Source organism: Candidatus Pelagibacter sp. Uisw_130 (assembly GCF_047722505.1).
Lineage (GTDB): Bacteria > Pseudomonadota > Alphaproteobacteria > Pelagibacterales > Pelagibacteraceae > Pelagibacter.
This window is the reverse complement of sequence record NZ_CP159814.1, coordinates 312,350-336,669: the sequence shown is the minus strand read 5'-3', so window position 1 is coordinate 336,669 and position 24,320 is coordinate 312,350. Positions and strand designations below refer to the sequence as shown.

27 protein-coding genes are annotated in these 24,320 nt (G+C 31.0%); 16 read left to right on the top strand and 11 right to left on the bottom strand.

Annotation, left to right across the window (positions count from 1 at the left end; all coding sequences use genetic code 11):
- The first annotated feature begins 10 nt into the window (after nucleotides 1-10).
- Complete coding sequence (locus tag ABXT55_RS01770; protein ID WP_415285045.1) at nucleotides 11-478, top strand: GNAT family N-acetyltransferase; 468 nt, start codon at nucleotides 11-13, stop codon at nucleotides 476-478.
- A gap of 118 nt (nucleotides 479-596) precedes the next feature.
- The gene (locus ABXT55_RS01765; RefSeq protein WP_006998008.1) at nucleotides 597-803 is read left to right on the top strand and encodes a cold-shock protein; all 207 of its coding nucleotides are present in this window, start codon (nucleotides 597-599) and stop codon (nucleotides 801-803) included.
- A gap of 81 nt (nucleotides 804-884) precedes the next feature.
- Here ABXT55_RS01765 and ABXT55_RS01760 read toward each other — a convergent pair whose 3' ends face one another.
- The gene (locus tag ABXT55_RS01760) at nucleotides 885-1,649 is read right to left on the bottom strand and encodes an alpha/beta fold hydrolase (protein ID WP_415285044.1); all 765 of its coding nucleotides are present in this window, start codon (nucleotides 1,647-1,649) and stop codon (nucleotides 885-887) included.
- Nucleotides 1,650-1,680: 31 nt separating this feature from the next.
- Here ABXT55_RS01760 and ABXT55_RS01755 point away from each other — a divergent pair, with 31 nt between their 5' ends.
- From ABXT55_RS01755 to ABXT55_RS01745, 3 genes are read left to right on the top strand one after another with little or no spacing between them, the layout of a single operon-like run.
- Nucleotides 1,681-2,028: a cupin domain-containing protein gene (locus ABXT55_RS01755; RefSeq protein ID WP_415285043.1), complete on the top strand. Its 348-nt coding sequence runs from the start codon at nucleotides 1,681-1,683 to the stop codon at nucleotides 2,026-2,028.
- A gap of 48 nt (nucleotides 2,029-2,076) precedes the next feature.
- Nucleotides 2,077-2,826, top strand: coding sequence for an aspartate/glutamate racemase family protein (locus ABXT55_RS01750; RefSeq protein WP_415285042.1), 750 nt, complete (start codon nucleotides 2,077-2,079; stop codon nucleotides 2,824-2,826).
- Nucleotides 2,826-3,266 carry a hypothetical protein gene (locus ABXT55_RS01745; protein ID WP_415285041.1) on the top strand — a complete coding sequence of 147 codons (441 nt, stop codon included), beginning with the start codon at nucleotides 2,826-2,828 and terminating at the stop codon, nucleotides 3,264-3,266. The genes ABXT55_RS01750 and ABXT55_RS01745 overlap by 1 nt, the downstream gene beginning before the upstream one ends.
- Here the strand turns inward: ABXT55_RS01745 and ABXT55_RS01740 are convergent.
- Nucleotides 3,256-3,567, bottom strand: coding sequence for a hypothetical protein (locus tag ABXT55_RS01740; RefSeq protein WP_415285040.1), 312 nt, complete (start codon nucleotides 3,565-3,567; stop codon nucleotides 3,256-3,258). The two genes, ABXT55_RS01745 and ABXT55_RS01740, sit on opposite strands and share 11 nt — an antisense overlap.
- A gap of 111 nt (nucleotides 3,568-3,678) precedes the next feature.
- On the opposite strand from ABXT55_RS01740, the gene ABXT55_RS01735 reads away from it, so the two are divergent.
- Complete coding sequence (locus ABXT55_RS01735; protein ID WP_415285443.1) at nucleotides 3,679-4,530, top strand: DMT family transporter; 852 nt, start codon at nucleotides 3,679-3,681, stop codon at nucleotides 4,528-4,530.
- A gap of 3 nt (nucleotides 4,531-4,533) precedes the next feature.
- Here ABXT55_RS01735 and ABXT55_RS01730 read toward each other — a convergent pair whose 3' ends face one another.
- The 4 genes from ABXT55_RS01730 to ABXT55_RS01715 are packed head-to-tail and all read right to left on the bottom strand — an operon-like array spanning nucleotide 4,534 to nucleotide 9,639.
- The gene (locus ABXT55_RS01730) at nucleotides 4,534-5,121 is read right to left on the bottom strand and encodes a sarcosine oxidase (RefSeq protein WP_415285039.1); all 588 of its coding nucleotides are present in this window, start codon (nucleotides 5,119-5,121) and stop codon (nucleotides 4,534-4,536) included.
- Nucleotides 5,118-8,114, bottom strand: coding sequence for a sarcosine oxidase subunit alpha family protein (locus ABXT55_RS01725; RefSeq protein ID WP_415285038.1), 2,997 nt, complete (start codon nucleotides 8,112-8,114; stop codon nucleotides 5,118-5,120). Before ABXT55_RS01725 ends, ABXT55_RS01730 begins: the two co-directional genes overlap by 4 nt.
- A 1-nt stretch (nucleotide 8,115) precedes the next feature.
- Nucleotides 8,116-8,382 carry a sarcosine oxidase subunit delta gene (locus tag ABXT55_RS01720; RefSeq protein ID WP_415285037.1) on the bottom strand — a complete coding sequence of 89 codons (267 nt, stop codon included), beginning with the start codon at nucleotides 8,380-8,382 and terminating at the stop codon, nucleotides 8,116-8,118.
- A complete protein-coding gene (locus ABXT55_RS01715) occupies nucleotides 8,383-9,639 on the bottom strand; it encodes a sarcosine oxidase subunit beta family protein (protein ID WP_415285036.1) in 1,257 nt (418 codons plus the stop codon). It abuts the gene before it with no gap.
- A 127-nt stretch (nucleotides 9,640-9,766) separates the two neighbouring features.
- Between ABXT55_RS01715 and ABXT55_RS01710 the strand changes: the two genes are divergently transcribed.
- Nucleotides 9,767-11,452 (top strand): formate--tetrahydrofolate ligase, encoded by a 1,686-nt coding sequence (locus tag ABXT55_RS01710; protein ID WP_415285035.1) that lies wholly within the window; start codon nucleotides 9,767-9,769, stop codon nucleotides 11,450-11,452.
- A 3-nt stretch (nucleotides 11,453-11,455) separates the two neighbouring features.
- Here ABXT55_RS01710 and ABXT55_RS01705 read toward each other — a convergent pair whose 3' ends face one another.
- From ABXT55_RS01705 to ABXT55_RS01690, 4 genes are read right to left on the bottom strand one after another with little or no spacing between them, the layout of a single operon-like run.
- Nucleotides 11,456-12,247, bottom strand: a complete 792-nt coding sequence (locus ABXT55_RS01705) for a glutamine amidotransferase-related protein (RefSeq protein WP_415285034.1) — start codon at nucleotides 12,245-12,247, stop codon at nucleotides 11,456-11,458.
- Nucleotides 12,244-13,407 carry an iron-containing alcohol dehydrogenase gene (locus ABXT55_RS01700; RefSeq protein WP_415285033.1) on the bottom strand — a complete coding sequence of 388 codons (1,164 nt, stop codon included), beginning with the start codon at nucleotides 13,405-13,407 and terminating at the stop codon, nucleotides 12,244-12,246. Before ABXT55_RS01700 ends, ABXT55_RS01705 begins: the two co-directional genes overlap by 4 nt.
- A 14-nt stretch (nucleotides 13,408-13,421) precedes the next feature.
- Nucleotides 13,422-13,616 (bottom strand): hypothetical protein, encoded by a 195-nt coding sequence (locus ABXT55_RS01695; RefSeq protein WP_415271419.1) that lies wholly within the window; start codon nucleotides 13,614-13,616, stop codon nucleotides 13,422-13,424.
- Nucleotides 13,610-14,638: a glycerol-3-phosphate dehydrogenase gene (locus ABXT55_RS01690; protein ID WP_415285032.1), complete on the bottom strand. Its 1,029-nt coding sequence runs from the start codon at nucleotides 14,636-14,638 to the stop codon at nucleotides 13,610-13,612. Before ABXT55_RS01690 ends, ABXT55_RS01695 begins: the two co-directional genes overlap by 7 nt.
- A gap of 80 nt (nucleotides 14,639-14,718) precedes the next feature.
- Here ABXT55_RS01690 and ABXT55_RS01685 point away from each other — a divergent pair, with 80 nt between their 5' ends.
- Genes ABXT55_RS01685 through ABXT55_RS01660 form a run of 6 tightly spaced genes read left to right on the top strand, consistent with a single transcriptional unit; the run spans nucleotide 14,719 to nucleotide 19,930 of the window.
- Nucleotides 14,719-16,059 (top strand): NAD(P)-binding domain-containing protein, encoded by a 1,341-nt coding sequence (locus tag ABXT55_RS01685; RefSeq protein ID WP_415285031.1) that lies wholly within the window; start codon nucleotides 14,719-14,721, stop codon nucleotides 16,057-16,059.
- A 20-nt stretch (nucleotides 16,060-16,079) separates the two neighbouring features.
- Nucleotides 16,080-16,460, top strand: coding sequence for a cupin domain-containing protein (locus ABXT55_RS01680; RefSeq protein WP_415285030.1), 381 nt, complete (start codon nucleotides 16,080-16,082; stop codon nucleotides 16,458-16,460).
- Between the two features lie 49 nt (nucleotides 16,461-16,509).
- Complete coding sequence (locus ABXT55_RS01675) at nucleotides 16,510-17,451, top strand: NAD(P)-dependent oxidoreductase (protein WP_415285029.1); 942 nt, start codon at nucleotides 16,510-16,512, stop codon at nucleotides 17,449-17,451.
- 21 nt (nucleotides 17,452-17,472) lie between these two features.
- On the top strand, nucleotides 17,473-18,903 hold the full coding sequence (locus ABXT55_RS01670) for an aldehyde dehydrogenase family protein (protein ID WP_415285028.1): 1,431 nt from the start codon (nucleotides 17,473-17,475) through the stop codon (nucleotides 18,901-18,903).
- Between the two features lie 3 nt (nucleotides 18,904-18,906).
- On the top strand, nucleotides 18,907-19,287 hold the full coding sequence (locus ABXT55_RS01665) for a VOC family protein (RefSeq protein WP_415285027.1): 381 nt from the start codon (nucleotides 18,907-18,909) through the stop codon (nucleotides 19,285-19,287).
- Nucleotide 19,288: 1 nt separating this feature from the next.
- On the top strand, nucleotides 19,289-19,930 hold the full coding sequence (locus ABXT55_RS01660; protein WP_415285026.1) for a glycerophosphodiester phosphodiesterase family protein: 642 nt from the start codon (nucleotides 19,289-19,291) through the stop codon (nucleotides 19,928-19,930).
- A 2-nt stretch (nucleotides 19,931-19,932) separates the two neighbouring features.
- On the opposite strand, the gene ABXT55_RS01655 is transcribed toward ABXT55_RS01660, so the two are convergent.
- Nucleotides 19,933-21,057 (bottom strand): TauD/TfdA family dioxygenase, encoded by a 1,125-nt coding sequence (locus ABXT55_RS01655; protein WP_415285025.1) that lies wholly within the window; start codon nucleotides 21,055-21,057, stop codon nucleotides 19,933-19,935.
- A 131-nt stretch (nucleotides 21,058-21,188) separates the two neighbouring features.
- Here ABXT55_RS01655 and ABXT55_RS01650 point away from each other — a divergent pair, with 131 nt between their 5' ends.
- The 3 genes from ABXT55_RS01650 to ABXT55_RS01640 all read left to right on the top strand — a co-directional run bounded on the left by ABXT55_RS01650 (nucleotide 21,189) and on the right by ABXT55_RS01640 (nucleotide 24,317).
- The gene (locus ABXT55_RS01650; protein WP_415285024.1) at nucleotides 21,189-22,208 is read left to right on the top strand and encodes a glycine betaine ABC transporter substrate-binding protein; all 1,020 of its coding nucleotides are present in this window, start codon (nucleotides 21,189-21,191) and stop codon (nucleotides 22,206-22,208) included.
- 64 nt (nucleotides 22,209-22,272) lie between these two features.
- Complete coding sequence (locus ABXT55_RS01645; protein WP_415285023.1) at nucleotides 22,273-23,292, top strand: ABC transporter permease; 1,020 nt, start codon at nucleotides 22,273-22,275, stop codon at nucleotides 23,290-23,292.
- The gene (locus ABXT55_RS01640; RefSeq protein ID WP_415285022.1) at nucleotides 23,292-24,317 is read left to right on the top strand and encodes a quaternary amine ABC transporter ATP-binding protein; all 1,026 of its coding nucleotides are present in this window, start codon (nucleotides 23,292-23,294) and stop codon (nucleotides 24,315-24,317) included. The genes ABXT55_RS01645 and ABXT55_RS01640 overlap by 1 nt, the downstream gene beginning before the upstream one ends.
- Nucleotides 24,318-24,320 lie beyond the last annotated feature (3 nt).

Genomic DNA, 24,320 nt, shown 5'->3' with positions numbered 1-24,320 from the left:
TATTACTTTAATGTTAAAATCAATTGAAGGAAATTTTGATAACCCAGAAGTTCATGAACTACTTATAAAGCATTTCATTGAGTTAAGATCAGTATCACCCAAAGGGAGTGCTCACGTACTTGATATAGCAGGATTAAAAGATCCATCTATTAAATTTTGGAGCCTGTGGGAAGAAAATGACTTAATGGGTAGTGGTGCATTAAAATTCTTAGATAAAGAGCATGGTGAATTCAAATCTATAAGGGTTAGTGACAACTTTAAAAGCAAAGGAAATGGCACCAAGGTCATAAATCACTTAATTAATGAGGCAAAAAAACTCAATATTAAAAGATTAAGTTTAGAAACTGGAGCTGGTGACTTCTTTTTGACTGCTAGAAAATTATTTATTAAGTGTGGTTTTGAGCCCTGTGAGCCCTTCTCACACTACAAAAAAGATATTAATTCTATTTATATGACAATGCTAATTAGCAACAAATAAATCTTTAATTATTTAATCTTTTAAATTTAGTTGACAAAACCCCAATAAATCTAAACAAAGCCTGGATTGCTTAATTATAAGTAATAAAAGTAACATAATAAAAAGTAAGAAGATAAATATGAGTCTACAAGGAAAAGTAAAATGGTTCAATCCAACTAAAGGTTTTGGTTTTATTGAAAGAGAAGATAAAGAAAAAGATGTATTCGTTCACGTTTCAGCTGTAAGAGATGCTGGTATGAACGGTTTAGATGAAGGTCAAGCTTTGACTTTTGAAGTTGAAGATGGTCCAAAAGGTCCTTCAGCGGTAAATTTAAAAACTGCATAATATTCACACTTTCTATTGGCTGCGATTTTTTAATTAAATTAATTTTTTAATTATTTAGCTAAATATTTCAGCCAATACCAATCAGTTTTTTTTAATAAACTCACTTACTATCGTATTAAATTCATCTGGCTTCTCTAAATGAACATTATGAGAGCATCCCTTAATTATTTTTAAATTACTATTAGGAATATTGTCATTCAAGGTTTCAACTTGATTAAAATTATAAGCCTTATCTTTATCTCCCCAAACTATTAATGTTTCATTTTTAATATTTTGTAAATTTTTAACTCCATCCCAATTTTTCATAGCAACTAATCCATTGTCTGCAGCTTCTATAGAAGTTTCTTTTCCAGCTTCTTCACAAAGATAAAAATATCTAGATTTGTCCTCTTCAATAAACCATGTTTTTGCAATTCTATAAGCTGTATCGCCCAGTCCATTAGTTTTTAGTTTTTCTCTAGAAACATCTATAGTTTCAAATCTGCCAGGTATATTTCCCCTGGGTCCTGTGCCATAACAAATTAACTTTAGGATTTTTTCACCTGCTAACTTAACCATTTCTTGCACAATCATACCGCCCATAGAGTGACCCAATAAATAAAAATGTTTTATTTTTTTTTTATCTAAAGTTGTCAGTATAGATTTAGCCATACATTCAATTGAATTACATGAGTTGACTTTATTGCTTTTCCCAAAACCTGGAAGAGCTGGTGCAATAACTCTATAATCTTTTTTAAAGAAATCTATTTGCAGCCTCCACATTTCAGAAGAGCCTAAAAACCCATGGACTAAAACTAAAGGAATTCCATTTCCCACATCTTCAGCAAATATTTCTTGCATATTCATTAATTATTAATAATCATTGAATATAACAATTATGATTAAAAGAAAAATAACAAATCTAAACGATATTAAATTTATACCATTTGATAATTACGGAGCAGTTGTGCCTGGCATGAGCTGGCATAAAATTAGCTATAGTAGAGAAAACGGTGGTCAAGGAACATATGTTTTGAAAATGGAACCAGGTGCAAAAAGCCTACCTCATGAACATAAGGGTTTTGAAGAATTTTTAATGCTAGATGGAGAGTTAATAGATCCAGATGGAAAAATTTTTAAAAAAGGTGATTTTATATCTTTTGAACCAGGATCAAAACATTCATCACACACAATAAATGGTTGCTTGGTTTTAGTGTTCATGAGAGGTATTAATCAACCCTTGTAACATGAGCACAAAACAAATTTTTAACAATATTAAAAAGTATTAATAATTATGATTGGTATATTAGGAGGAATGGGAACACAAGCTGGGCTTGATTTCTGTAACAAACTTGCAATGCTTAATAGAGGTAAAATTGATCAAGAATACCCTCTTTTCATGCTTTACAATAAATCTAATATACCCGGAAGACCAGAGTCAATTGGGGTTCAAACTAAAAGATTTTCAGATCTTCCAAGAAATTTTAAAAGCAATGTAAAGTATAATAAAGTTCTAAAAAGCTTACTCGAAGGTTGCAGATCACTGGAGAAAAGTGGTTGTAAATTTATTGTCATACCTTGTAACACTGCTCATTTTTGGTATGAAGATTTAAAAAAGAAAATAAAAATTCCAATAGTAAATATGCCTAAAGAGGTTTTTTTACATACTAAAAAAATTTATAAAAAAAATTCAAAAATTGGGCTTCTTGCAACAGAGGGTACTTTAAAAACAAAAATTTATGAAAAACTATTTAAAAATGAATATAAATTAATTACACCTCTTCAAGATCTTCAAATTAAATCAGTTAATAAAACTATCAAACATGTAAAAATGGGGAATATAAAACTAGCTGAAAAATCTATTAAACTAGCAATTAATTATTTAATTAAAAATAATTGTAAAAAAATTATATTGGGTTGTACAGAATTACCTATAGCAATTTTTGCATTTAAATCATTGAAAAATGTCAAAATGTCAAAACTGTATTTAGATCCAAATTTAATATTAGCCAATGCTGCTATGGCAAAATATAAAAATAAGTAATGCTTTCTAAAATAAAAAAACCTTATGTTATTTATTTAGCTGAAATTATTTATAAAAATATAACTGAAATTAAAAAAAATAATTTAGATATTTCTAATATAGATGCCATTGAAGGTTTTATAGGTACAAAAGTTTATGAGGAAATAAGTAGTGGTAAGTTTCATGATGATTGGTTTGAGTATTTAAAAAATAATAAATTTATTGATAAAAATAGTGGAGAGAAAATACCAGATGAAACTATTAAACTTTTGAATGTACAAAAAGATGCCACAGTAAAACAACTAATAAAGTACCCTGACTTATATTATGCTAAAAGCTCTTTTCCACTTGAAATTTCTCAGCGTGCTTTTGATTTTTTATGGAGAATGTGTGAAAGTTATGAGCTGTGGTGTAAAGAAACTGGGCAATCAGAACAGCTTTTATTAAATATTACTGATTAGCTAGGTTTAAAATATTGCTTTTTTTTTCAATTTTATCTTTAACTAACACAAAAAATTCATCATAAATTTCTTCTTCTTTATCTGCGGTATTATTACTATCAAAAAAACTTTTAACATTTTCAGTTGGTGTTTTTCCTGTCATTTTTTTTATAGCTTCACTAGATCCATAAGACAGCCCAGCTTGATATAAGTTTCCTGTGCTAGCAACTGTCATAGCTGGTCCTAAAAATGCCGTATTTTGCAAACAACCAGTCAGAAAACACATAGCAAATGCGCTAACAATTATTTTTTTTAGAATCATATACAGCTCTTAAGTTTTTTTATGGGTTTTTACGAGCAACACAAGGTCAAATATAGGTATTTCCGTCAATAATAACTAAAAATGAGTATAAATTTACATTATAAGACAAAAATGATTAAAGTTTACCCATTCATTTTTATTATTTTATGGTCCTCAGCTTTTGTGACAACAAAGCCAATAATAGACAATAGTGATCCCTTTTCAGCATTAGCTTTTAGATTTTTTGTTGTAGCTTTTGGTTTTTATATTTTTTCAATTTATACAAAACAAAAAATTTTAACAAATTCGAGAAATCTTTTACAGTCACTTTTTAGTGGAGTACTTTTTCATGGTGTTTATTTAGGTGGTGTTTTTTATTCAGTTTCAATCGGAATGCCTACAGGTATTGCTGCATTAATTGTAACCTTGCAGCCAATCTTAACTAATGCTTTGGCAGGAAAATTCTTAGGTGAAAAAGTTACTTTCAAACAATGGATTGGGGTAATCCTTGGATTTATAGGTGCTGCTTTAGTTTTAGGTTTTGATATTGGATCAAGCCTTCCTGTTTTTGGAGTGATAGCTTCATTTATAGCTCTTCTAGCAATCACAACATCAACTTTATGGCAAAAAAAAATAAGTAACAATTTACCTTTATCAGTTAGCAATATGTATCAAGCAATAGGTGGCTGTTTTTTTCATATAGTAATTATTTTTATTTTTAGTGAACCTTATATTAATTTTACATCCACATTCTTAATAGCAATGAGTCATCAGATATTTCTTGTATCTTTTGGAGCATTCACAATCTTAATGTATTTAATAAAAAATAACTCTGCAAGTAAAACTGTTTCTATATTTTTTTTAATACCACCAACTACAGCTATAATGGCTTGGTTATTTTTAAATGAAAAATTAAATAATCTAGACCTAATAGGTTTTGCTGTAGCAACTCTTGGTGTTTATATTGCAACTAGAAAGCAATAAATTTTAAATACCTTTGTAGCCAAACTCTAAGCATGCATCAGTAATAGAATGGTAAAAAGATTCTCCAAAACTTCTCAGTGTAAATATTCTAACTTTGTCTGGATTATCATCTAACATATCAATTGTGACCGACATTCCGTTATAAGTTGAATTTAGACAGGTATCTTTTTTTAATTCATTAAAATTAAAGGGACATCCTTTTTTTAATATCTCTTTTGTATTTTTTCCCTCTATTTGAATTATTGCTCTACTATGAGATACATCTGTTATAGCAAAATCTGCTTCTAATAATTTTTCTTTAATTTCTTTTAAAGTTTCTTTTTTTGAAGAAACTAAAAGCCAGTTATTTGGGCCATTCCATAAAATTCTTGTATTGGTGTTGCAGCTTATATTTAGCGCCTCATTTTTTAAACTCATATTATCTATCTTGATATTTTCGATAGCTGTTAAGGAGCTCTTATATTTAACTATTTGAATGATTAAAAAATCTTTTAATTCACTTACTTTTAGCTGCTCATCATTATTTTTTCCTTCATGATCACCAAATAGTCCTTTGATATGAGTATTCTTTAATGCAGAAATTGAGCTCATGATCTTACCCTTTCACCTTTTGGGTCTACATAGTGTGATGAAACTATCTCTACCGGTATTGTTTTATTTTTTAAAGGTGACATTGCAAATAATTTTTGACCTATCATATTTTTTCCATCCTTAAGAATTGCTAATGAAAACGGATTATCGTATTCAACACTCCAGCAAGATGCGGAAATATACCCTAATTTAGGGTTTGGTATTGGAGCATTTGAATCTTTAACCAAATGAGATCCTTCAGGGATACTTGTTTTCTTGTCAATTGGAACAACACCTACTACTTTTTGTCTATCTTCTGCAACAAAAGCTTCTCTATCTAAAGAACGTTTTCCTATAAAGTCTTTCTTTATACTAACCAATCCTTCTAGAGAATTATCATATGGAATGGTTCTGCCATCTAGTTCTGATCCTGCTATGTGACCCATTTCAATTCTTAAAGTTGATAATGCTTCAGTTCCATAAGGTTGAATTTTAAATTCTTGCCCTACTTCCATTATTTTCTCCCACATAAAGTTTCCATTATCAGATTCGACATTAACTTCATAAGCAAGTTCTCCTGAAAATGAAATTCTAAAAATTCGTGCATGAACTCCAAATAAATCAGCTTCTTGATATCCCATAAAAGGCAATCCTTCGTTAGAAGCATCAATGTTTGGAAATAATTTTTGCAATAAATTTCTAGATTTTGGTCCTGCGATTGCAGCTCCTGCCCATTGTTCTGTAGTTGATACTACATTTACATTTAATTCTGGCCATACAAGCTGCAAATAATACTCTAGATGAGACAAAACATTTGCTGCTTGTGCTGTTGTTGTTGTCATGTGGTAATGGTTTTCAGAAATTCTTGTTGTTGTTCCATCATCCATGACAATTCCATCTTCTCTTAACATTACACCATACCTTGCTTTACCAACTGGTAATTTTAACCAAGCATTAGTATAAACTCTATTTAATAATTCTGCTGCATCAGGTCCTTTAATGTCAATTTTACCCAATGTAGTTACATCACAAACTCCTATATTTGTTCTAACATTTTTAGCTTCTCTTTTTGAACCTTCAAATAAAGTTTCTTCTCCAATTTTGTAATATCTTGGTCTCAACCAAACTCCTGCATCTACAAACACTGCATTATTTTTTTCATGCCAAGTGTGCATTGGTGATTTTCTTGTTGGTTTAGAATGTTTGCCAATTTCTCTTCCAACAATTACACCAATGGTAACTGGCGTGTATGGAGGTCTAAAAGTTGTATGACCTACCTCTGGTACTATTTTATTTTCAATATTTGAAACCAGTTGCAAGCCGTTGAGATTACTTGTTTTTCCTTGGTCAGTGGCCATTCCAAGTGTCGTGTATCTTTTTACGTGTTCAATAGATCGATAACCCTCTTTTAGTGCAATTTCTATATCAGAAACTGCTACATCATTTTGAAAATCTAAAAACCTTTTATATGTTTTACCTTTAGGCAAAGGTACACACCAAAATTTATCGTGTGTAGTTGATTTTTTTTCCATAACCGTTGGTGATGATGTTTTGTTATCATTATTAGTAATTTTTTTTGATAATTCGTATCCACTATTAAATGAACTTTTTAAAGTTTCATCTAATGTAAAAGTTCCATTAGCAGCACCTAAAGTTGTTTCATTTTGTTTTGATATTCCAGGTAAAAATGCATCAATATCCTTATTAAATGTAGTTTTATTTCCTGACTGAGATGCTAAATGTATTGTTGGTGTCCAAAAACCTGAAACACAAATACAATCACAATTAATATTTTCTAAAGTTCCTAATTCATTTTTATCATCTGAAATTTTTGCAACTTCAGCTGATTTAACTTTTTTATACCCTTTAGCTGCAACTACTACATAAGAAAATTTAATTTGAATATCTAATTTTTTTGCTTCATCTATGATTTCTGATTTAGGATCTTTTCTTGTATCTAAAATAATAGGATCAATATCATTTTTTTTAAATTCTATAGCAGTTTCATATCCACTATCATTATTTGTAAATATTAAAGGTTTTTTACCAACTAAAACTCCATAAACTTTTAAATATTCTTTTGCTGCAGAGGACAACATCACTCCAGGTGTGTCATTGTTCCCAAAAACTAAAGGTCTTTCAATTGAACCTGATGAGATTAAAACTTCTTTTGCTCTAATATACCAAAGTCTTTGTTTTGGATTATATTTTTTAGTTTTAGGTAAGTGATCACTTAATTTTTCTGACATCACTAACATATTGTGATCGTAGTAACCAAATACTTGAGATCTATTTTTAACAATAACATTAGGCATTTCTTTAAGTTCAGAAATAATATTTTCTGCCCATTCTTTTCCTGTTTGATTTCCAATATTAACTTCACTCGTTAATAAAGTTCCACCAAATCTAGGTTTGTCTTCTGCCAAGATTACTCTTGCTCCATTTTTAGCCGCAGCATATGCACTTGCTAAACCAGAAGGTCCTGAACCTGCAATTAGTAAATCACAATACTCATATTTGTGTTCGTATCTTTCTTTATCATGTTTAGTTGATGCAACTCCAAGTCCAGCAGCTTTTCTTATAAATGGTTCGTAAACTTTGTACCAAAAACTTTTTGGCCACATAAAAGTCTTGTAATAAAATCCTGCTGGAAGGAATATCTTTAAAAAATTGTTAATTGCTCCAATATCAAAATTTACACTTGGCCAACAATTAACACTTGTTGCTTCCAAACCTTCAAAGAGTTCTTGTTCTGTAGTTTTTACATTCGGCTCAGTTTCATTATTTCTATATAATTGAACAATTGCGTATGGCTCATCCACCCCTGCACCAAAAAAGCCTCTAGGTCTATGATATTTAAAGCTTCTTCCAATTAAATGAACTCCATTAGCAAGTAATGCTGAGGCTAAGGTGTCACCCTCATAACCAAAGTAAGTTACTCCATTAAATTTAAATGAGATTTTTTTATCTCTATTTATCAATCCAATATTATCCAATCTATAATTTTGAGTCATATTAAATATCTTCGTTAGCTTTAACTGTTTTAAATATTTCGTGAGTTGCAGTGTCTCTTTCTACTTTGATCCACTGTCTACATCCCGATATATGTTGCCATAGCTCTTTGTGTTTTCCTCTTAAGCTTTTTCTATTATAGACAAAGTTATCCCAATCATGATCTGAAACTTCCTTATTAAGTTCTGGTCTTTTAACGGTTGCATCACCACCATATGAAAATTCATTTTGAGATCTCATTCCGCAATGAGGGCATTTAATATGCAGCATTTATGAGATCCATGTTTTGGTTCCAAGTCCTTTTTCATCTAGTAAGTGACCTGTATTAAATCTACTTAAGCAATAACCTTCATTTAATTTATGAACTCTATCTTGAGCAATTGTATGTGCAAATGTCCAGCCTGAAGCTGGAGTTGCTTTAAATCCACCATAACACCATCCACAATTTAAGTATAAACCTTCAATATGAGTTTTATCTATTATGGGTGAACCATCCATAGACATATCCATAATCCCACCCCAAGTTCTAAGCATTTTTAATTTACTAAGAAATGGCATCATTGCAATTCCTTCTGTTAGTACATGCTGGAGTGTAGGTAGGTTTCCTCTTTGGGCATAACTATTATATCCATCCAGATCTCCCCCCATTACCATTTCACCTTTATCAGATTGACTAATATAAAAATGTCCTGCCCCAAAAGTAACCACACTATCTAATACGGGCTTTACAGGTTCTGTAACACATGCTTGTAGAAGATGGGTTTCTACTGGTATTGTCATATTTAGTTTTTCAGCTAAAATATTTGTGCTACCTGCAACACATAAACCAATTTTTTTAACTTTAATATCTCCTCGTGAAGTTCTCACTCCTTGAATTTTTCCACCCACAACATCAAAACCTGTTACCTCACAATTTTGAATTATATCTACACCCATTGAGTCTGCTTGACGTGCATAACCCCAAGCCACAGCATCATGTCTTGCTGTTCCAGCACTAGGTTGCATTAATCCACCAAATATAGGAAATCTTACATTGTCTGAAAAATCTGCCATTGGAATAATTTCTTTTACCTCTTCTCTATTTAATAAAACTGCATCAATACCATTTAAGCGCATTGAGTTTCCTCTTCTTGCAAAAATATTCATTTGAGCGTCTGAGTGTGCAAGGTTAATTATTCCTCTTGGAGAAAACATTACATTGTAATTTAAGTCCTGACTCATCTTTCTCCAAAGATCCATTCCAAACTCACTAAATAATGCATTGTCATCATGCATATAATTTGATCTTATGATTGTAGTATTTCTTCCCATATTTCCACCACCAAGCCATCCTTTTTCAATGATAGCTACATTCGTAATATTATGTTCTTTTGCGAGATAATATGCAGTTGCTAGGCCATGACCTCCACCACCAATAATAACAACGTCGTATTCTTTTTTTGGAGTAGCATCTTTCCAGGCTAGGTCCCATTTTTGATGACCGGAGAAAGCATTTTTGATCAAATTAAATATAGAATATTTTTGCATAAAATAATTTTATACAAACGAATATAAATAGTTCTTATTTTTTTTATATATATTTTTTAGAAGTTTCCAAAAAATTAAAATAGGATATCAATTGAGCATTAAAAAATAAATCTTATAGGAGTTTTAAATGAGCGAAGTTAAGTCAGACATTCAAATAGCTAGAGAAGCTAAAATGCAACCTATAAATGATATTTTAGCCAAGATAAATGTACCAGATGAAAGCTCAGCTTTTAGTCCAATGGGCAGACATATTGCAAAGATTAATTTAGAATATTTAGATACTTTAAAAGATAAACCAAATGGAAAACTTATATTAGTTACAGCGATCACTCCCACTCCAGCTGGTGAGGGAAAAACCACAACTTCAGTTGGTTTAAATGATGGTCTAAATAAAATTGGAAAAAAATCTATAGTTTGTTTAAGAGAACCAAGTCTTGGTCCTTCTTTTGGAATGAAAGGTGGAGCAGCAGGTGGTGGTTATGCTCAAGTAGTTCCAATGGAGCAAATTAATTTACATTTTACTGGAGATTTCCACGCAATAACATCAGCTCATAATTTATTATCAGCATTAATTGATAATCATATCTATTGGGGAAATAAATTAGATATCGATGTTAGAAGAATTGTTTGGAAAAGAGTAATGGATATGAATGATCGTTCATTAAGATCTATAAATATAAATTTAGGTGGAGTTGCAAATGGTTTTCCAAGAGAAGATGGTTTTGATATAACTGTTGCATCTGAAATCATGGCAATCTTTTGCTTATCAAATGATTTAGAAGATTTAGAAAAAAGAATTGGAAATATTACAATTGCATATACTAGAGATAAAAAACCTGTTTATGCTAAAGACTTAAAAGCACAAGGTCCGATGACTGTATTATTAAAGGATGCAATTAGACCTAATGTTACTCAAACTTTAGAAAACAATCCTGCAATTATTCATGGTGGTCCTTTTGCTAATATTGCACATGGTTGTAATTCTGTAATTGCTACAAAGACTGGACTAAAACTTGCTGACTATGTTGTTACAGAAGCAGGATTTGGTGCAGACCTTGGTGCGGAAAAATTTCTTGATATTAAATGCAGAAAGTCAGATTTAAAACCTAGCTGTGTTGTAATTGTTGCAACTATTAGGGCTTTAAAAATGCATGGTGGTGTAGCAAAAGATGACCTTAAAACAGAAAATGTGGAAGCCTTAAAAAAAGGTTTAGTTAATCTTCAAAGACACGTAGAAAATGTTAAAAAATTTGGTTTACCAGTTGCAGTAGCTGTTAATCATTTTATTAAAGATACAGATAATGAAGTAAAAGCTTTGATAGAATTTTGTGACACTATTGGTGTTAAAGCAAGTCTCTGTACTCATTGGGCAAACGGTGGTGAGGGTACAATAGAACTTGCAAGCCATGTTGCTGAATTATGTGAGAAAAATGAAGACAAATTTAAATTCTTATATGAGAGCAAAACTCCTCTTTTTAAAAAAATAGAAACAATTGCAAAAGAAATTTATAGAGCAGATGAGGTTATTGCTGATACTAAAATTAGAGATCAATTAAAAAGCTTTGAAGATGCTGGGTATGGTGACTTCCCAATTTGTATTGCAAAAACTCAGTACAGCTTTTCAACAGATCCAAGCTTAAAAGGTGCACCAACAGGACATTCTTTGCCAATTAGGGAGATTAAACTTTCTTCTGGAGCAGAGTTTATTGTTGTTATATGTGGGGCTGTTATGACAATGCCTGGACTACCAAGAGTTCCAGCGGCAGATTCAATTAAACTAAATAAAGATGGTGAAATTGAAGGTCTATTTTAGAAACTAGTTACGTAGATAATTAAGCCAGTTTCTAACTTCACATGTTCTATTATTAAAATCTAATAGTTCGTTTTGAGATTTTATGTATGAGATATGACTTTCATACTCTTCTTCATTTAAAAAATTCTTATTTACAAATAGTCGTTCTTTACGACCTTCGATAAGTTTAAGCATCTGAAAGTACTCATAATCTGGATGATACTGTAAGCCAATAATTTCAGAGTTTCCTGCATTAAAGCTAACACCCATTACATTGTTAACTTCATCACTTGATAAAAGAGTATTATTTTTTGGTAATTCACTTACTTCATCAAAATTGAATGCTGGTGTGGTAAAAATTTTTTTTTTGTTTTTGTATATAAAGTGTTTCTCACCTTCATTATTAATAATTACGTCTGATGCAATTCCAATGTGAGCACCATTTTTGCCAGGGTTTACTTTACCTCCAGCTGCTGTTGAGCAAACTTGTAATCCCCAGCAAATTGCTAAAATTTTATTTTTATGATTAAAACAATTAGAGGCAAAATTAATATGTTTCTTAATCACATCTGTCATATCATTTATTCTCATTGCACCACCCGTAAAGACAATACCATTATATTTATTCATATTTTTTAGAGCATTCATTGTCTCATCATCATGACCAGGATTTATAATTTCTGTAATTGCAGATGGTTCTATCTTTAAAATTAAGTTTTTTAAGTTATCTGCTGCAGAAGCTCCAGCTGCTTTAATAAAAAACTCACTATCTTCTCTAATATTTCCTTCAACAATTAAAATATTCAAATCACTCATTTAAACAATTCACCTGTCATACTGTGCTGATACATTATCTTCATATCATCCTTGGTTAATTTTTTTGGATTTCCTCCAGTAGATGGATCTGCTAAAGCCATTTTTGATAATCTATCAATATCAAAATCCTTTTCATCAATCACTTCTGATAATTTGTGAGGTATATCTAGTTTTTTTCTTAAATCTAAAACCCAGCTAACAAAGCCATCAAAAGATCTATCTTTAAGTTCTAAATAATCACAAATCTTTATTATTTTTTTTTCAATTACATCTTTATTAAAGGTTAATACATAAGGCATGAATATTGCATTGGATAAACCATGATGAATATTATTTAAAGCATTTACTGGATGGCTTAATGAGTGAATTGCTCCCAAGCCTTTTTGAAATGCAGTTGATCCCATGCTTGCTGCTGTTAACATGTTTTGTCGAGCTTCAATATTTGATCCGTTGTTAACTGCTTCAAGTAACCATTCATTAATTAATCTCATACCCTCTAAAGCAATTCCATCAGCCATTGGGTGATATCCTGGTGCACAATATGCTTCCAAATTGTGAGCTAGCGCATCCATACCAGTTGCAGCTGTAATCTTTGCAGGCAAACTAAGTGTTAATACCGGATCCAAAATAACTATTGAAGGTAAAAATTTAGGATGAAAAATTATATTTTTTACACCAGTTTCTTCATTTAAAATTACAGATGCTCGTCCTGTTTCTGATCCTGTTCCAGCAGTTGTTGGTACAGCAATAATTGGTGCAATTTTGTCAGAGTTTGCTTTAGTCCAATTTTCACCAACATCTTCAAAATCCCAAATAGATAGGGTTTGACCTGACATAAATGCAATTGCTTTACCAACATCTAGGCCGCTACCCCCTCCAAAAGCTATTACTCCATCACAATTATTTTTATTATAATAATCGGCACCCTCAGTTACATTGGTGCCAGTTGGATTACCTACAACATCTGAATATAATTCCGCTGAAATACCATCTTCTTTTAAATTCTCTAGCACATTGATTACAATTTTTGATTTAACAAGACCACTATCAGTTACTAACAATGGTTTATTAATGTTTAAAGTTTTGCAAGCAATACTTAGATCTTTAATTCTATCTTTTCCAACCCACATAGTTGTTGGATAATTCCAATTTGACTTCATTTAAGGGTCTCTTTTTAATTTTTATTTTTTTTAATTTCTTCTTCACAAAATTTTTTAGCTTCTTCAAGATCTGTAATTTTTGATTTGGATAATTTTTGACTTCCAGCTAGGCAGGCATCGACAGCTCTTTTTAAATTATAATCACTAAAATTTAAAATAACCACCATTCCAAGGACTATAAAAACAAATATTAATATATTTTTTACCATTGAATTTCTAATTTCTTATTTTCACATATAGTGTGTAGCATACTAAACATTAATGGAAAATGTTTAGAATTAAGATCTTGTAAGATTTTAGGTCCAATTTCTAATGCAAGTTGCGCACCCTCTACTGTAATATTTTTCATAAATTTTTCTTTAGCTTCTTTATATAAATATCCTTCACCTAAATATTTTCCCATCAAACTATTTCTTCCCCCTATTGCACTTACATATAAATCTCCTAAACCAGCTAAGCCATAAACAGTTTCTGCTCTTCCTCCATAGAAAGAAACAAATTCAACCATTTCAGAAATTGATCTATGAATTAATGAGGCTGATGTATTTAAATAATATTTAGATTGAATTTCCTTAGGTGCTTTTGAATTGCTTAATCCTTCAGAAGCTCCAATTAACATTGAATAAATATTTTTAATTGCACCTGATAACTCGATACCAGTTAAATCATCTGACACTTCTGTTGAATAATAATATGTTGATATAATTTTTTTTAATTTTTCAGTTTCTTTAATATCTGGGTTTGCAATAACAGTGCCAGTTCTCATTTTATATGCAAGACCAGCTGCTAAACAAGGTCCTTTGATTGCTGAAATATTTACTTCTTCATGACCTTTTTCCTTGAGAAGTTTTTTAATTTTATCTGAAAGTGTTATCAATTCATTGCCCTCTATGGCTAAACCTTTTGTTAATAAAATAATGGGAATATTTTTTTTATAATTTTTTGATATTTGATTAACAAACCATTCAATTCCTACAGAACTAACTCCAGCAACAATTATATCTACCTTACTTTCTAGTATTGATTGTAATTTTTTAAATTTTTCTACCTTCAATTTTGATGGTAATTCAATATTTAAAGCTGGATGGAAATTATTATTTAATTGAATATTATTTATTAAATCATCTTCTAAGTGCGTACCAACAAGTGTTACCTCATTCTGGTTGTCAAGGCATGGCACAGCGAATGCTGACCCCATTGCTCCAGCACCAATAATAATAATTTTTTTCATAATACTGTATTTTTTTATATTAATTTTTAGCATTTTGTTGGTAATGTACAGTTATAAATTTATTAGGGAGAGGTGATTTTATGACAAAAGTAGCAATTATTGGTGCTGGGCCTTGTGGTTTATCTGCCTTGAGATCTTTTGAACAAGCTGAAAAAAAAGGTGAAAAGATACCCGAAATAGTTTGTTTTGATAAACAAGAAGATTGGGGAGGCTTATGGAATTACAGTTGGAGAACAGGTTCTGACCAATACGGCGACCCTGTACCTAACAGTATGTATAGATATCTTTGGTCCAATGGTCCTAAAGAATGTCTAGAGTTTGCTGACTATTCATTTGATGAACACTTTGGAAAACCAATTCCATCTTTTCCACCCAGAGAAGTTTTATACGATTATATTTTGGGTAGAGTTAAAAAGGGAAATTTAAAGTCTAAAATTAAATTTAACACCTCGGTTAGCAATGTGTCTTTTGATGGTAAAAATTTTGAAGTTACTTATCGTGATAAAAAGAATGATAAAATTTCAAAAGATGTTTTTGATTATGTAATTGTATCAACTGGTCATTTCTCAGTTCCGTTTATTCCAGAATATCCAGGAATGAAAGCGTTTCCTGGAAGAATAATGCACTCTCATGATTTTAGAGATGCTGAAGAATTTCGAGATAAAAATGTTGTTGTTTTAGGAAGCAGCTATTCTGCAGAAGATGTAGCTCTTCAATGTCATAAGTATGGGGCAAAAAGTGTGACTATAGCTTATAGACATAATCCAATGGGATTTAAATGGCCCGATGGAATGAAAGAAGTTTTTCACCTAGATCGACTTGAAGGTAATAAGGCGATATTTAAAGACGGTCATGTTCAAGAAACAGATGCTGTAATTTTATGCACAGGTTATCTCCATCATTTTCCTTTTATATCTGAAGATCTTAAATTAAAAACAGGAAACAGATTATATCCATCAAAGTTATATAAAGGTGTGGTTTGGCAAAATAATCACAAATTAATATACCTTGGTATGCAAGATCAATTTCATACTTTCAATATGTTTGATTGTCAGGCTTGGTTTGCAAGAGATATTATAATGGGAAAAATTAAAGTTCCAAGTGACACGGAGATTGAAAAAGATATTAATAAATGGGTATCTCTTGAAGAAAAGTTAGAAAATGCAGATCAAATGATTGATTTCCAAACAGAGTACACAAAAGAACTTCACAATTTATCTGATTATCCAAAAATTGATTTTGAATTAATTAGAAAAACTTTTAAAGAATGGGAGCATCATAAGGTAGAAAATATTATGACATATAGAAATAAGTCCTTTGCTTCACCTGTAACTGGATCAATTGGTCCAAAACATCATACAGACTGGGAAGTTGCGATGGATGATTCTTTAAAAACTTTTTTAGATCAGCCCAAAATATGATTAATAAGTTGTGAATTTTTATGATATTTGTAAAAAACCTTAAATCTGTCTCTGATCAAGAGTGGTCAACAACCGAGAAATATCCAGGTGTTAGGTGGAAATTCTTAATTGATGCAGATTTTATGGGAAGTTCTGGACTTTCACTTGGTTTTGCTGAAATTGCTCCTGGAGGAGATTTAACCCTACACTATCACTCGCCTGCAGAAATATATGTAGTTACTAATGGCACAGGAATACTAAATAAATCTGGTGAACTTGAAGAGATTAAGAAAGGTGATGTGGTTTATATAGCAGGAAATGCAGAGCATGCTTTAAAAAATACTGGTAAAGAAACATTAGAATTTTATTGGATTTTTCCAAAAGATCGTTTTTCTGAGGTTGAGTATATTTCAACAAGCTAAAATCTTAAGTATATTAGTTAAAAAGAATTAATTAAAATATAGGATTATAATGAAGATTGGCTTTATAGGACTTGGAAATCTAGGTGGTAAACTTGCTAGTAGTTTATTGAGAAATAAATTTGAATTAACTGTTAGAGACTTAGATGAAGACCTTACAAAAAATTTTCAAAATAAAGGTGCAAAAATTGCAAATTCACCTAAAGAATTAGCACAACAAGTTGATTTAATAATAACATGTCTCCCTTCTCCAAAAATTTGTGCTGAAGTGATGGAAGGCAATGAAGGTGTAATTGCTGGTATTTCTAAAAATAAAGTTTGGTTAGAAATGAGCACAACAGATGAGTCTGAGTTAAAAAGATTAGGTAAATTAGTTAAAGAAAGAGATGGTCTACCTTTAGATGGTCCGGTAAGTGGAGGCTGTCATAGAGCTGCAACTGGGAATATTGCAATATTTGTTGGCGGTGAAAGAAATGCTTTTGAAAAAATATTACCTGCGTTGACTGTGATGGGTAGAAAAATTTTACATACTGGAGAACTTGGTTCAGCAACTGTTTTGAAAGTAATTACAAATTATTTAGCCTCTACTCATTTAGTTGCTCTTGGCGAAGCTTGGACTGTTGCTAAAAAATCTAATTTAAATTTATCAAAAGTTTATAAAGGTATAGCTATTTCCTCTGGAAATTCATTTGTTCATGAAACTGAAAGCCAAGTAATTTTAAATGGCTCATATAATATTAATTTCACAATGGATCTTGTTCTTAAGGATACTGGTCTGTTTGATAATCTAGCTAAAAAGTTGAATGCACCTTTAGAAATTTCTCCTTTAATTGTAAAAATATTTAAAGATGGTCAAAAAGAATATGGCTCAAGAGCTTGGTCTTCAATGATTGTTAAGAGAATGGAAGATTTAAACAATGTAGATTTTAGAGCAGATGGGTTTCCAGATAAATTAATTGATAACGAACAAGAAGAAAAAGGATATGAAATATAATTATCATGTTAAAGTAATATTATGCTAGATAAGAGAAAATTTTATATCAATGGTCAATGGGTTGAACCAAAAAAACTAAATGACTTTAATGTAATCAACCCATGTAATGAAGATCCATGTGCAATCATTTCTTTAGGCTCAAAAGAAGACACCAATGATGCAATTAAATCTGCTAAAAATGCTTTTGAAAAATGGAAAGAAACCACCAAAGAAGACCGATTAAACTATCTAGAAAAATTACTCTCAGTTTATAAAAAAAGATCTAGAGAAATGGCTGAAGCTATATCGTTAGAAATGGGTGCACCTATGGATTGGGCAACAGAAGTACAAACTGCCTCTGGCCAATTACATTTAGAAGATTTTATTCTAAGGCTTAAAGATTTTGAATTTGACGAGCACTTTAATAAAAAATCAAATAACCATATTTGCTATGAACCAATTGGTGTTTGTGGACTGATTACTCCTTGGAATTGGCCTATTAACCAAATTGCTCTAAAAGTTATTCCAGCATTAGCAACTGGGTGCACAATGATTTTAAAACCTTCAGAAATTGCTCCTATTTCAGGAATGTTGTTTGCTGAAATGATTGATGAAGTTGGTTTTCCAAAAGGTGTTTTTAATTTAATTAACGGTGATGGAGCTGGAGTTGGGACACATTTATCTGGTCATCCCGATGTTGATATGATTTCATTTACTGGGTCAACAAGAGCTGGAAGATTAATTTCTAAAAATGCAGCTGAAACAATCAAAAGAGTCTGTCTAGAGTTAGGAGGTAAAGGTGGAAATATTGTTTTTGCAGACTCTTACCCCAATGCAGTTAGAGATGGAATTAGGAACGTTATGAGTAATTCTGGACAATCATGTGACGCACCAACAAGAATGTTAGTTGAAAAATCTATTTATCAAAGGGCTATTAAAGAGGCTGCAGAAGAAGCAAATCTAATAAAAGTAGATGAAGCCTCAAAAAAAGGAGATCATATTGGTCCTGTAGTTTCAAAAATACAATATGATAAAATTATTAGTCTAATTAAAAGTGGTATTGAAGAAGGTGCTACATTAGCAGCAGGTGGGCCCGACCTACCAAATAATTTAAATAAGGGCTATTTTATTAAGCCAACAATTTTTACAAATGTTACAAATGATATGGAAATAGCAAAAAAAGAAATTTTTGGCCCTGTTCTATCCATCATTCCTTTTGAGACAGAAGAAGAGGCAATAGAAATTACTAATAATACTGAATATGGTTTGGGAAATTATTTACAAACTGAAGATAAAGAAAAAGCTCATAGAGTCGCAAAAAAACTTAAATCAGGTTGTGTATATATAAATGGTAATGCTGCAGATCCAGGAACCCCATTTGGTGGATTTAGACAGTCAGGAAATGGTCGAGAGGGTGGAGTATGGGGTCTTGAAGAATACCTAGAAGTTAAAACTGTCACTGGGTGGAAATAACTTATGATTGGATTTGTAATGGTCGGGACTAATGATCTTGATAAAGCAATTAATTATTATGATGCATTACTTGAAAGTATTGATTTAAAAAGAGCTGTAACTAATGAAAAATATGCAGGATATTCGTCAAAAGAAAGGCCTGAGAACATTGAGTTTTATGTAACAAATCCAGCCAACAAAGAAAAGGCAACTTATGGTAACGGTGCACAAGTATCATTCGTAGTAAACTCAAAAGGAACAGTTGATAAATTTTATAATCTTGGAATTAAGTTGGGCGGAAAAGATGAAGGAGGACCAGGCATAAGACCATCAGGTGAATATTATTGTTATTTGAGAGATCTTGATGGGAATAAAATTTGCGCATTTGCTAAAATAGATAATTAGTATGCACTTAATCCATAGAGGAATTGTAAGCAAACACCATAAAGAAAATCTTCTTCAATCATTCAAACAATCATTTAAAAAAGGGTACGGTATTGAAACAGATATTCACGTAACAAAAGACAATGAATTTATTTGTTTTCATGATTTTACTTTAAAAAGAGCTTTTAAAAAAAATCTAAGCATAAAAAATCTTAATTATTCTCAGATTAATGCAATTAGCAGTAAGTATAATAAACCAATTCCACTCTTAAAAGACTTGTTGAAATGCTCAAAAAATAGGCACCCCCTACACATTGAAATCAAACCAATCTTTTCAAAATTTCTTCTAAAAAAGCTCTTAAAAGAAACATCAAAATTTACAAAAAGTGTATTCATTTCCTTTAAACATGAAAATATTTATAATCTTCTAAAAATTAAAAAAAATACCAAAGTAGGATTATCTTTTTCACCACCAACAAGCATTAAAAAGATAATTAAAAAATCAAACAATAAAAATATTAATTGTTTAATATTAGATAAATCTTATTTAAAAAGTAGAAATATTCAGAATTTAAAAATTGAAAAATATTATTATACGATTAAAACAAAATTAGAATTTAACAAATATAATAAAAACAATAATTTAATATTTGAAAACTTATAAAATTATTTTTTTAAAAAGTTTAACCTTCCCAAAATTTCATCTCTGTCCATATAATATCCTTGTAAATGACGGTGACCAGAATTTGGATCAAAAGCTGTTCTTCCATGAAGAGCTCTTCTATTATTAAATGAAAAAATATCACCTGGCTCTAATCTAAACTTAATTTGAAATTTATCATCATGTAAAAGGTTTCCAAATCTACGATGTGCTTCGTATACCTTGTCCATAATATCAGGGTGACAGTCTAACGTATCCATTGTAGCTACACTAAATCTTATATCATTATAATCTCCATCCTTAGTTAATGAAATCGCAGGAGCATGGAAGTTTCTAACCGTTTCTTGTGTATAATCTTTATCTCTAAATTTAAGAGGTACACTTACCAGGGTGTTAAAAATTTCTTTTTCATTCTTTTTTAAATAGTCTGCTACTGCAAATCCATCTACAGATGACGAATTTCCTCCTTCTGCAGAATTAACCAAACAATGAAGAAACTGGTAACCAGGAGGTGTCTCGAACCAAGGTAGGTCCATATGATTTCTTAAGGCATGTGCAGTATAGGCAGAATTATTTGGTTTTGGTATATTTATAACTTCAAAAGGAGTATCAAAAAATGTTTGTCTTGTATGGCTAATTCTATTTAAAACAGGAAAAGCAGACTCTTTTTCTATTGGAGCATTTTTAACAATTGCAATCCCTTTATAGTGTAAAAGCTCAAGCCACTTTAACAAACCTTCTTCACTATTCAAAATTTTATCATGATCTATGGTTATTGATTTTAAATTTTTTTCTAAAGAGCTATTCCATAATTGATATGGTGAAATAAATTTTTGTTTATTCTTTAATGTATAACAATTTTCTCTTAACCATTTTGGATCGAAGTAACTTATATGATTTCCCTCACTCCATTTTACTACTAGTTTACCCTCTTCATTTATTTTTGATTCTTCTACAGTTAAATCTTTTGAAATTTCAAGAATATTAAACATTCTGTGGTTAGAGTCTTTATCATGCGCTGTAGGACAGTTATCTCTTAACCAAAAGTAATTAAAATTACTTTTTTCTCCATCACTCCATTCAATATTAAGATTGGACTTATTTTTTTCTATTTTTTTAATAATCACCATTTCCAATGGTTATTTAATTTTATGTACTTTTCAATGCACTTTATAGTTGTATTAAAGCAATTGTTGCTTGAATTTGTTGTTCATACATTATTAACTCTACACATTAAAACTTAACTTAAGGGAGAGAAAATATGAAGTTTTTAAGAAAATTAATTCTTTCAGCTTTCTTTATATCTACATTATCATTGGTAGGAACTAGTGCGAATGCAGCTTGTAAAGCAAGATTGGGAGATTTCGACTGGAGTAGTGCTAATATTCATACTGCAATTAGTGCCTTCATTCTTGAAAAAGGATACGGTTGCGAAGTTGCTGTAACAAAAGGAAGTACAACACCTATAATGGCTGCTCACTACGATGGTCAATTAGATGTAATTACTGAAGTTTGGTATGATAATATTATTGCTAACTACGAACCGTATGTAGAAAATGGTACTATCAAAAATATTGGAGTTAATACTCCAGATTCACAACAAGCTTTCTACGTGGATAAAGCTACAGCTGATAAATACAATTTAAAATCTGTTGAAGATATGAAGGATCCTAAAATAGCCGCGCTATTTAAAGATCCTGAAAATCCTTCAAAAGGTAGAATGACTAGCTGTATTTCAGGTTGGACTTGTTACACTGTTAACTTAGTCAAACAAAAAGAGTATGGATTAGATGCATTCTATACAAATTTTGACCCAGGCTCAGGGGGAGCATTAGATGCTGCTATCGCAGGTGCTTTTGCTAAAAAGAAACCTATCTTTACCTACTATTGGGCACCTACTGGTTTAATGGGTAAAGTTGATCTAGTTAGATTAACTGAGCCTAAGTGGTCTAAAAAATGTTGGGATGATATGTCTGTAGTTGTTGAAAAAATCAAAGCAGAAGGACCAGAGGCATATACTAAATCTTGTGCAAGTGAGTACAGAGATATGGCCTTAACAAAATCTGTATTGACTAAATGGGCTGCTGCTCATCCTGCAGAGACTAAGTTCTTGTCACAGTACTCAATTCCTACTGCTACTGTTAATAGAATGTTAGCCTTCTACGAAGATGAGTCTGATGGTGATATGGAGTTAACTGCAAGAGAATACTTAAAAAACGAGTCAGCTTGGACAAAATGGGTTCCTGCTGATGTTGCTAAAAAAGTAAAAGCAGCACTTTAATTTTAGGTAACAAATAATTTGAAGGAGCCCTACGGGGCTCTTTCTTCACAAAAAAAATAATCATATGTTTAAAAATAAAAAAAATCTATTTAACTTAAGTTTATTAGGAATTTTTATATGGTTATTAATTTCAAGTTATAATTCATCAAAAAGAAAACCTGAAACTGTAGGTGAATTATTTAAAGATTTTTCATGGTTAAGTGATTGGCCTAAATGGTTAGATTTACCATTGATGCCATTAATTAACAAATGGTTCAAAGCTCTTAATGAAAATTATGGTTTTATTTTTGAGGCAATAAATAATGTTTTACTTGCTATGTTAATGGGGCTAAAAAACTTTTTAGTTCAAGCTCCGTGGCCTTTAGTAATTATTGGTGTTGTAATACTTGCTTATTATGCAAGTGGTAAAAAAATCAAAACTACTGTTGCAGTTGGTTTTTGCACATTTTTCATTGGGTTTTTACATCCTCGTTTCTGGGATAAGGCAATTGAAACAACTTCAATCATGTTAATTAGTATTTTTTTATGTCTTATCATCGGTGTTCCAATAGGAATTTGGATGTCTAGAGCCAACAAAGTAAGAGAAAAAATTCTTCCTATACTAGATTTAATGCAAACAATTCCAGCCTTCGTGTATTTAATTCCAGGAATAATGTTATTTGGTCTTGGTGCTGTTCCAGCAATTATTGCAACATTTATCTATGCAGTACCTCCATTAGTGAGATTGACAGATCTTGGTATTAGACTGGTTGACACAGAAGTTACAGAAGCAGCAGACGCATTTGGAGCTAGCAAAAAACAGAAATTATGGGGGGTGCAAATTCCACTCGCACTACCTAATATAATGCAGGGAGTTAACCAATGTACAATGATGGCATTATCAATGGTTGTTATCGCATCAATGATTGGAACAAGAGGTTTAGGTGATGAAGTTCTTCTAGGTCTTCAACAATTAAATGTTGGTAGAGCTGCAGAAGCAGGAATAGCAATTGTATTATTGGCAATTGTGCTGGATAGAATTACCCAATCTTATGGCGAAACGCTCCAAGAAAGAAATTCTCCGACCAAGGAAGCAAAAAAATAATGTCAAAAATAGAAATTAAAAATATCTATAAAATTTTTGGCAATAAACCAAAATCTATAATGCCCATGGTTAAAAATGGTGGGACAAAAGATGACATTCTAGAAGAAACTGGTCATACGGTAGGATTAGATAATGTTTCTTTAAATATAGAAGAAGGTGAAACTTTTGTTTGTATGGGTTTATCTGGTTCAGGAAAATCTACATTAATAAGACATATAAATAGACTAATTGATCCTACGGAAGGTGAGATTCATATAGATGGCACAAATATAATGAATTGCACACCAGATCAATTAATTGATTGGAGAAGAAATCGTATTAGCATGGTTTTTCAAAGATTTGGTTTATTCCCACACAAAACTGTGATGCAAAATGTTGGCTATGGTTTAGAAATGCAAGGCAAATCTGAAGAGGATAGAGATAAAATTGCTATGGAAAAAATTGATGACGTTGGTCTTAATGGTTTTGAAAACCAGTTTCCAAATCAATTATCTGGTGGAATGCAACAGCGTGTTGGCTTAGCAAGGGCTTTAGCAACAAATTCAGATATAATGCTAATGGATGAAGCCTTTAGTGCATTAGATCCTTTAATTAGAAGTGATATGCAAAAACAATTAATAGATCTTCAATCAGAGTTAAAAAAAACAATAATTTTTATTACCCATGATTTAGATGAGTCATTAAGGTTGGGTGATCATATTGGAATACTAAATGCTGGAAAACTAGTTCAAGTTGGAACACCTATAGATATAATAATGAAACCTGCAGATGATTATGTAAAAGCTTTTGTTAAAGACGTTAATAGAGCAAGAGTCATAAAAGCAAAAATTATTATGAAAAATGTAAATGAGGTTAATGGAATTGATAAATCAAATTTAATCAAAGTGAATGAAGATCAATTTATTGAAGAATTTTTACCACAAATAGTTTGCACAAGTTCTAACTGTGAAGTTGTTGATAAAAGTGGAAATGTTAAGGGATATATAACCAATAAAGAACTTCAAGAATCCTTAACAAAATCATAATTA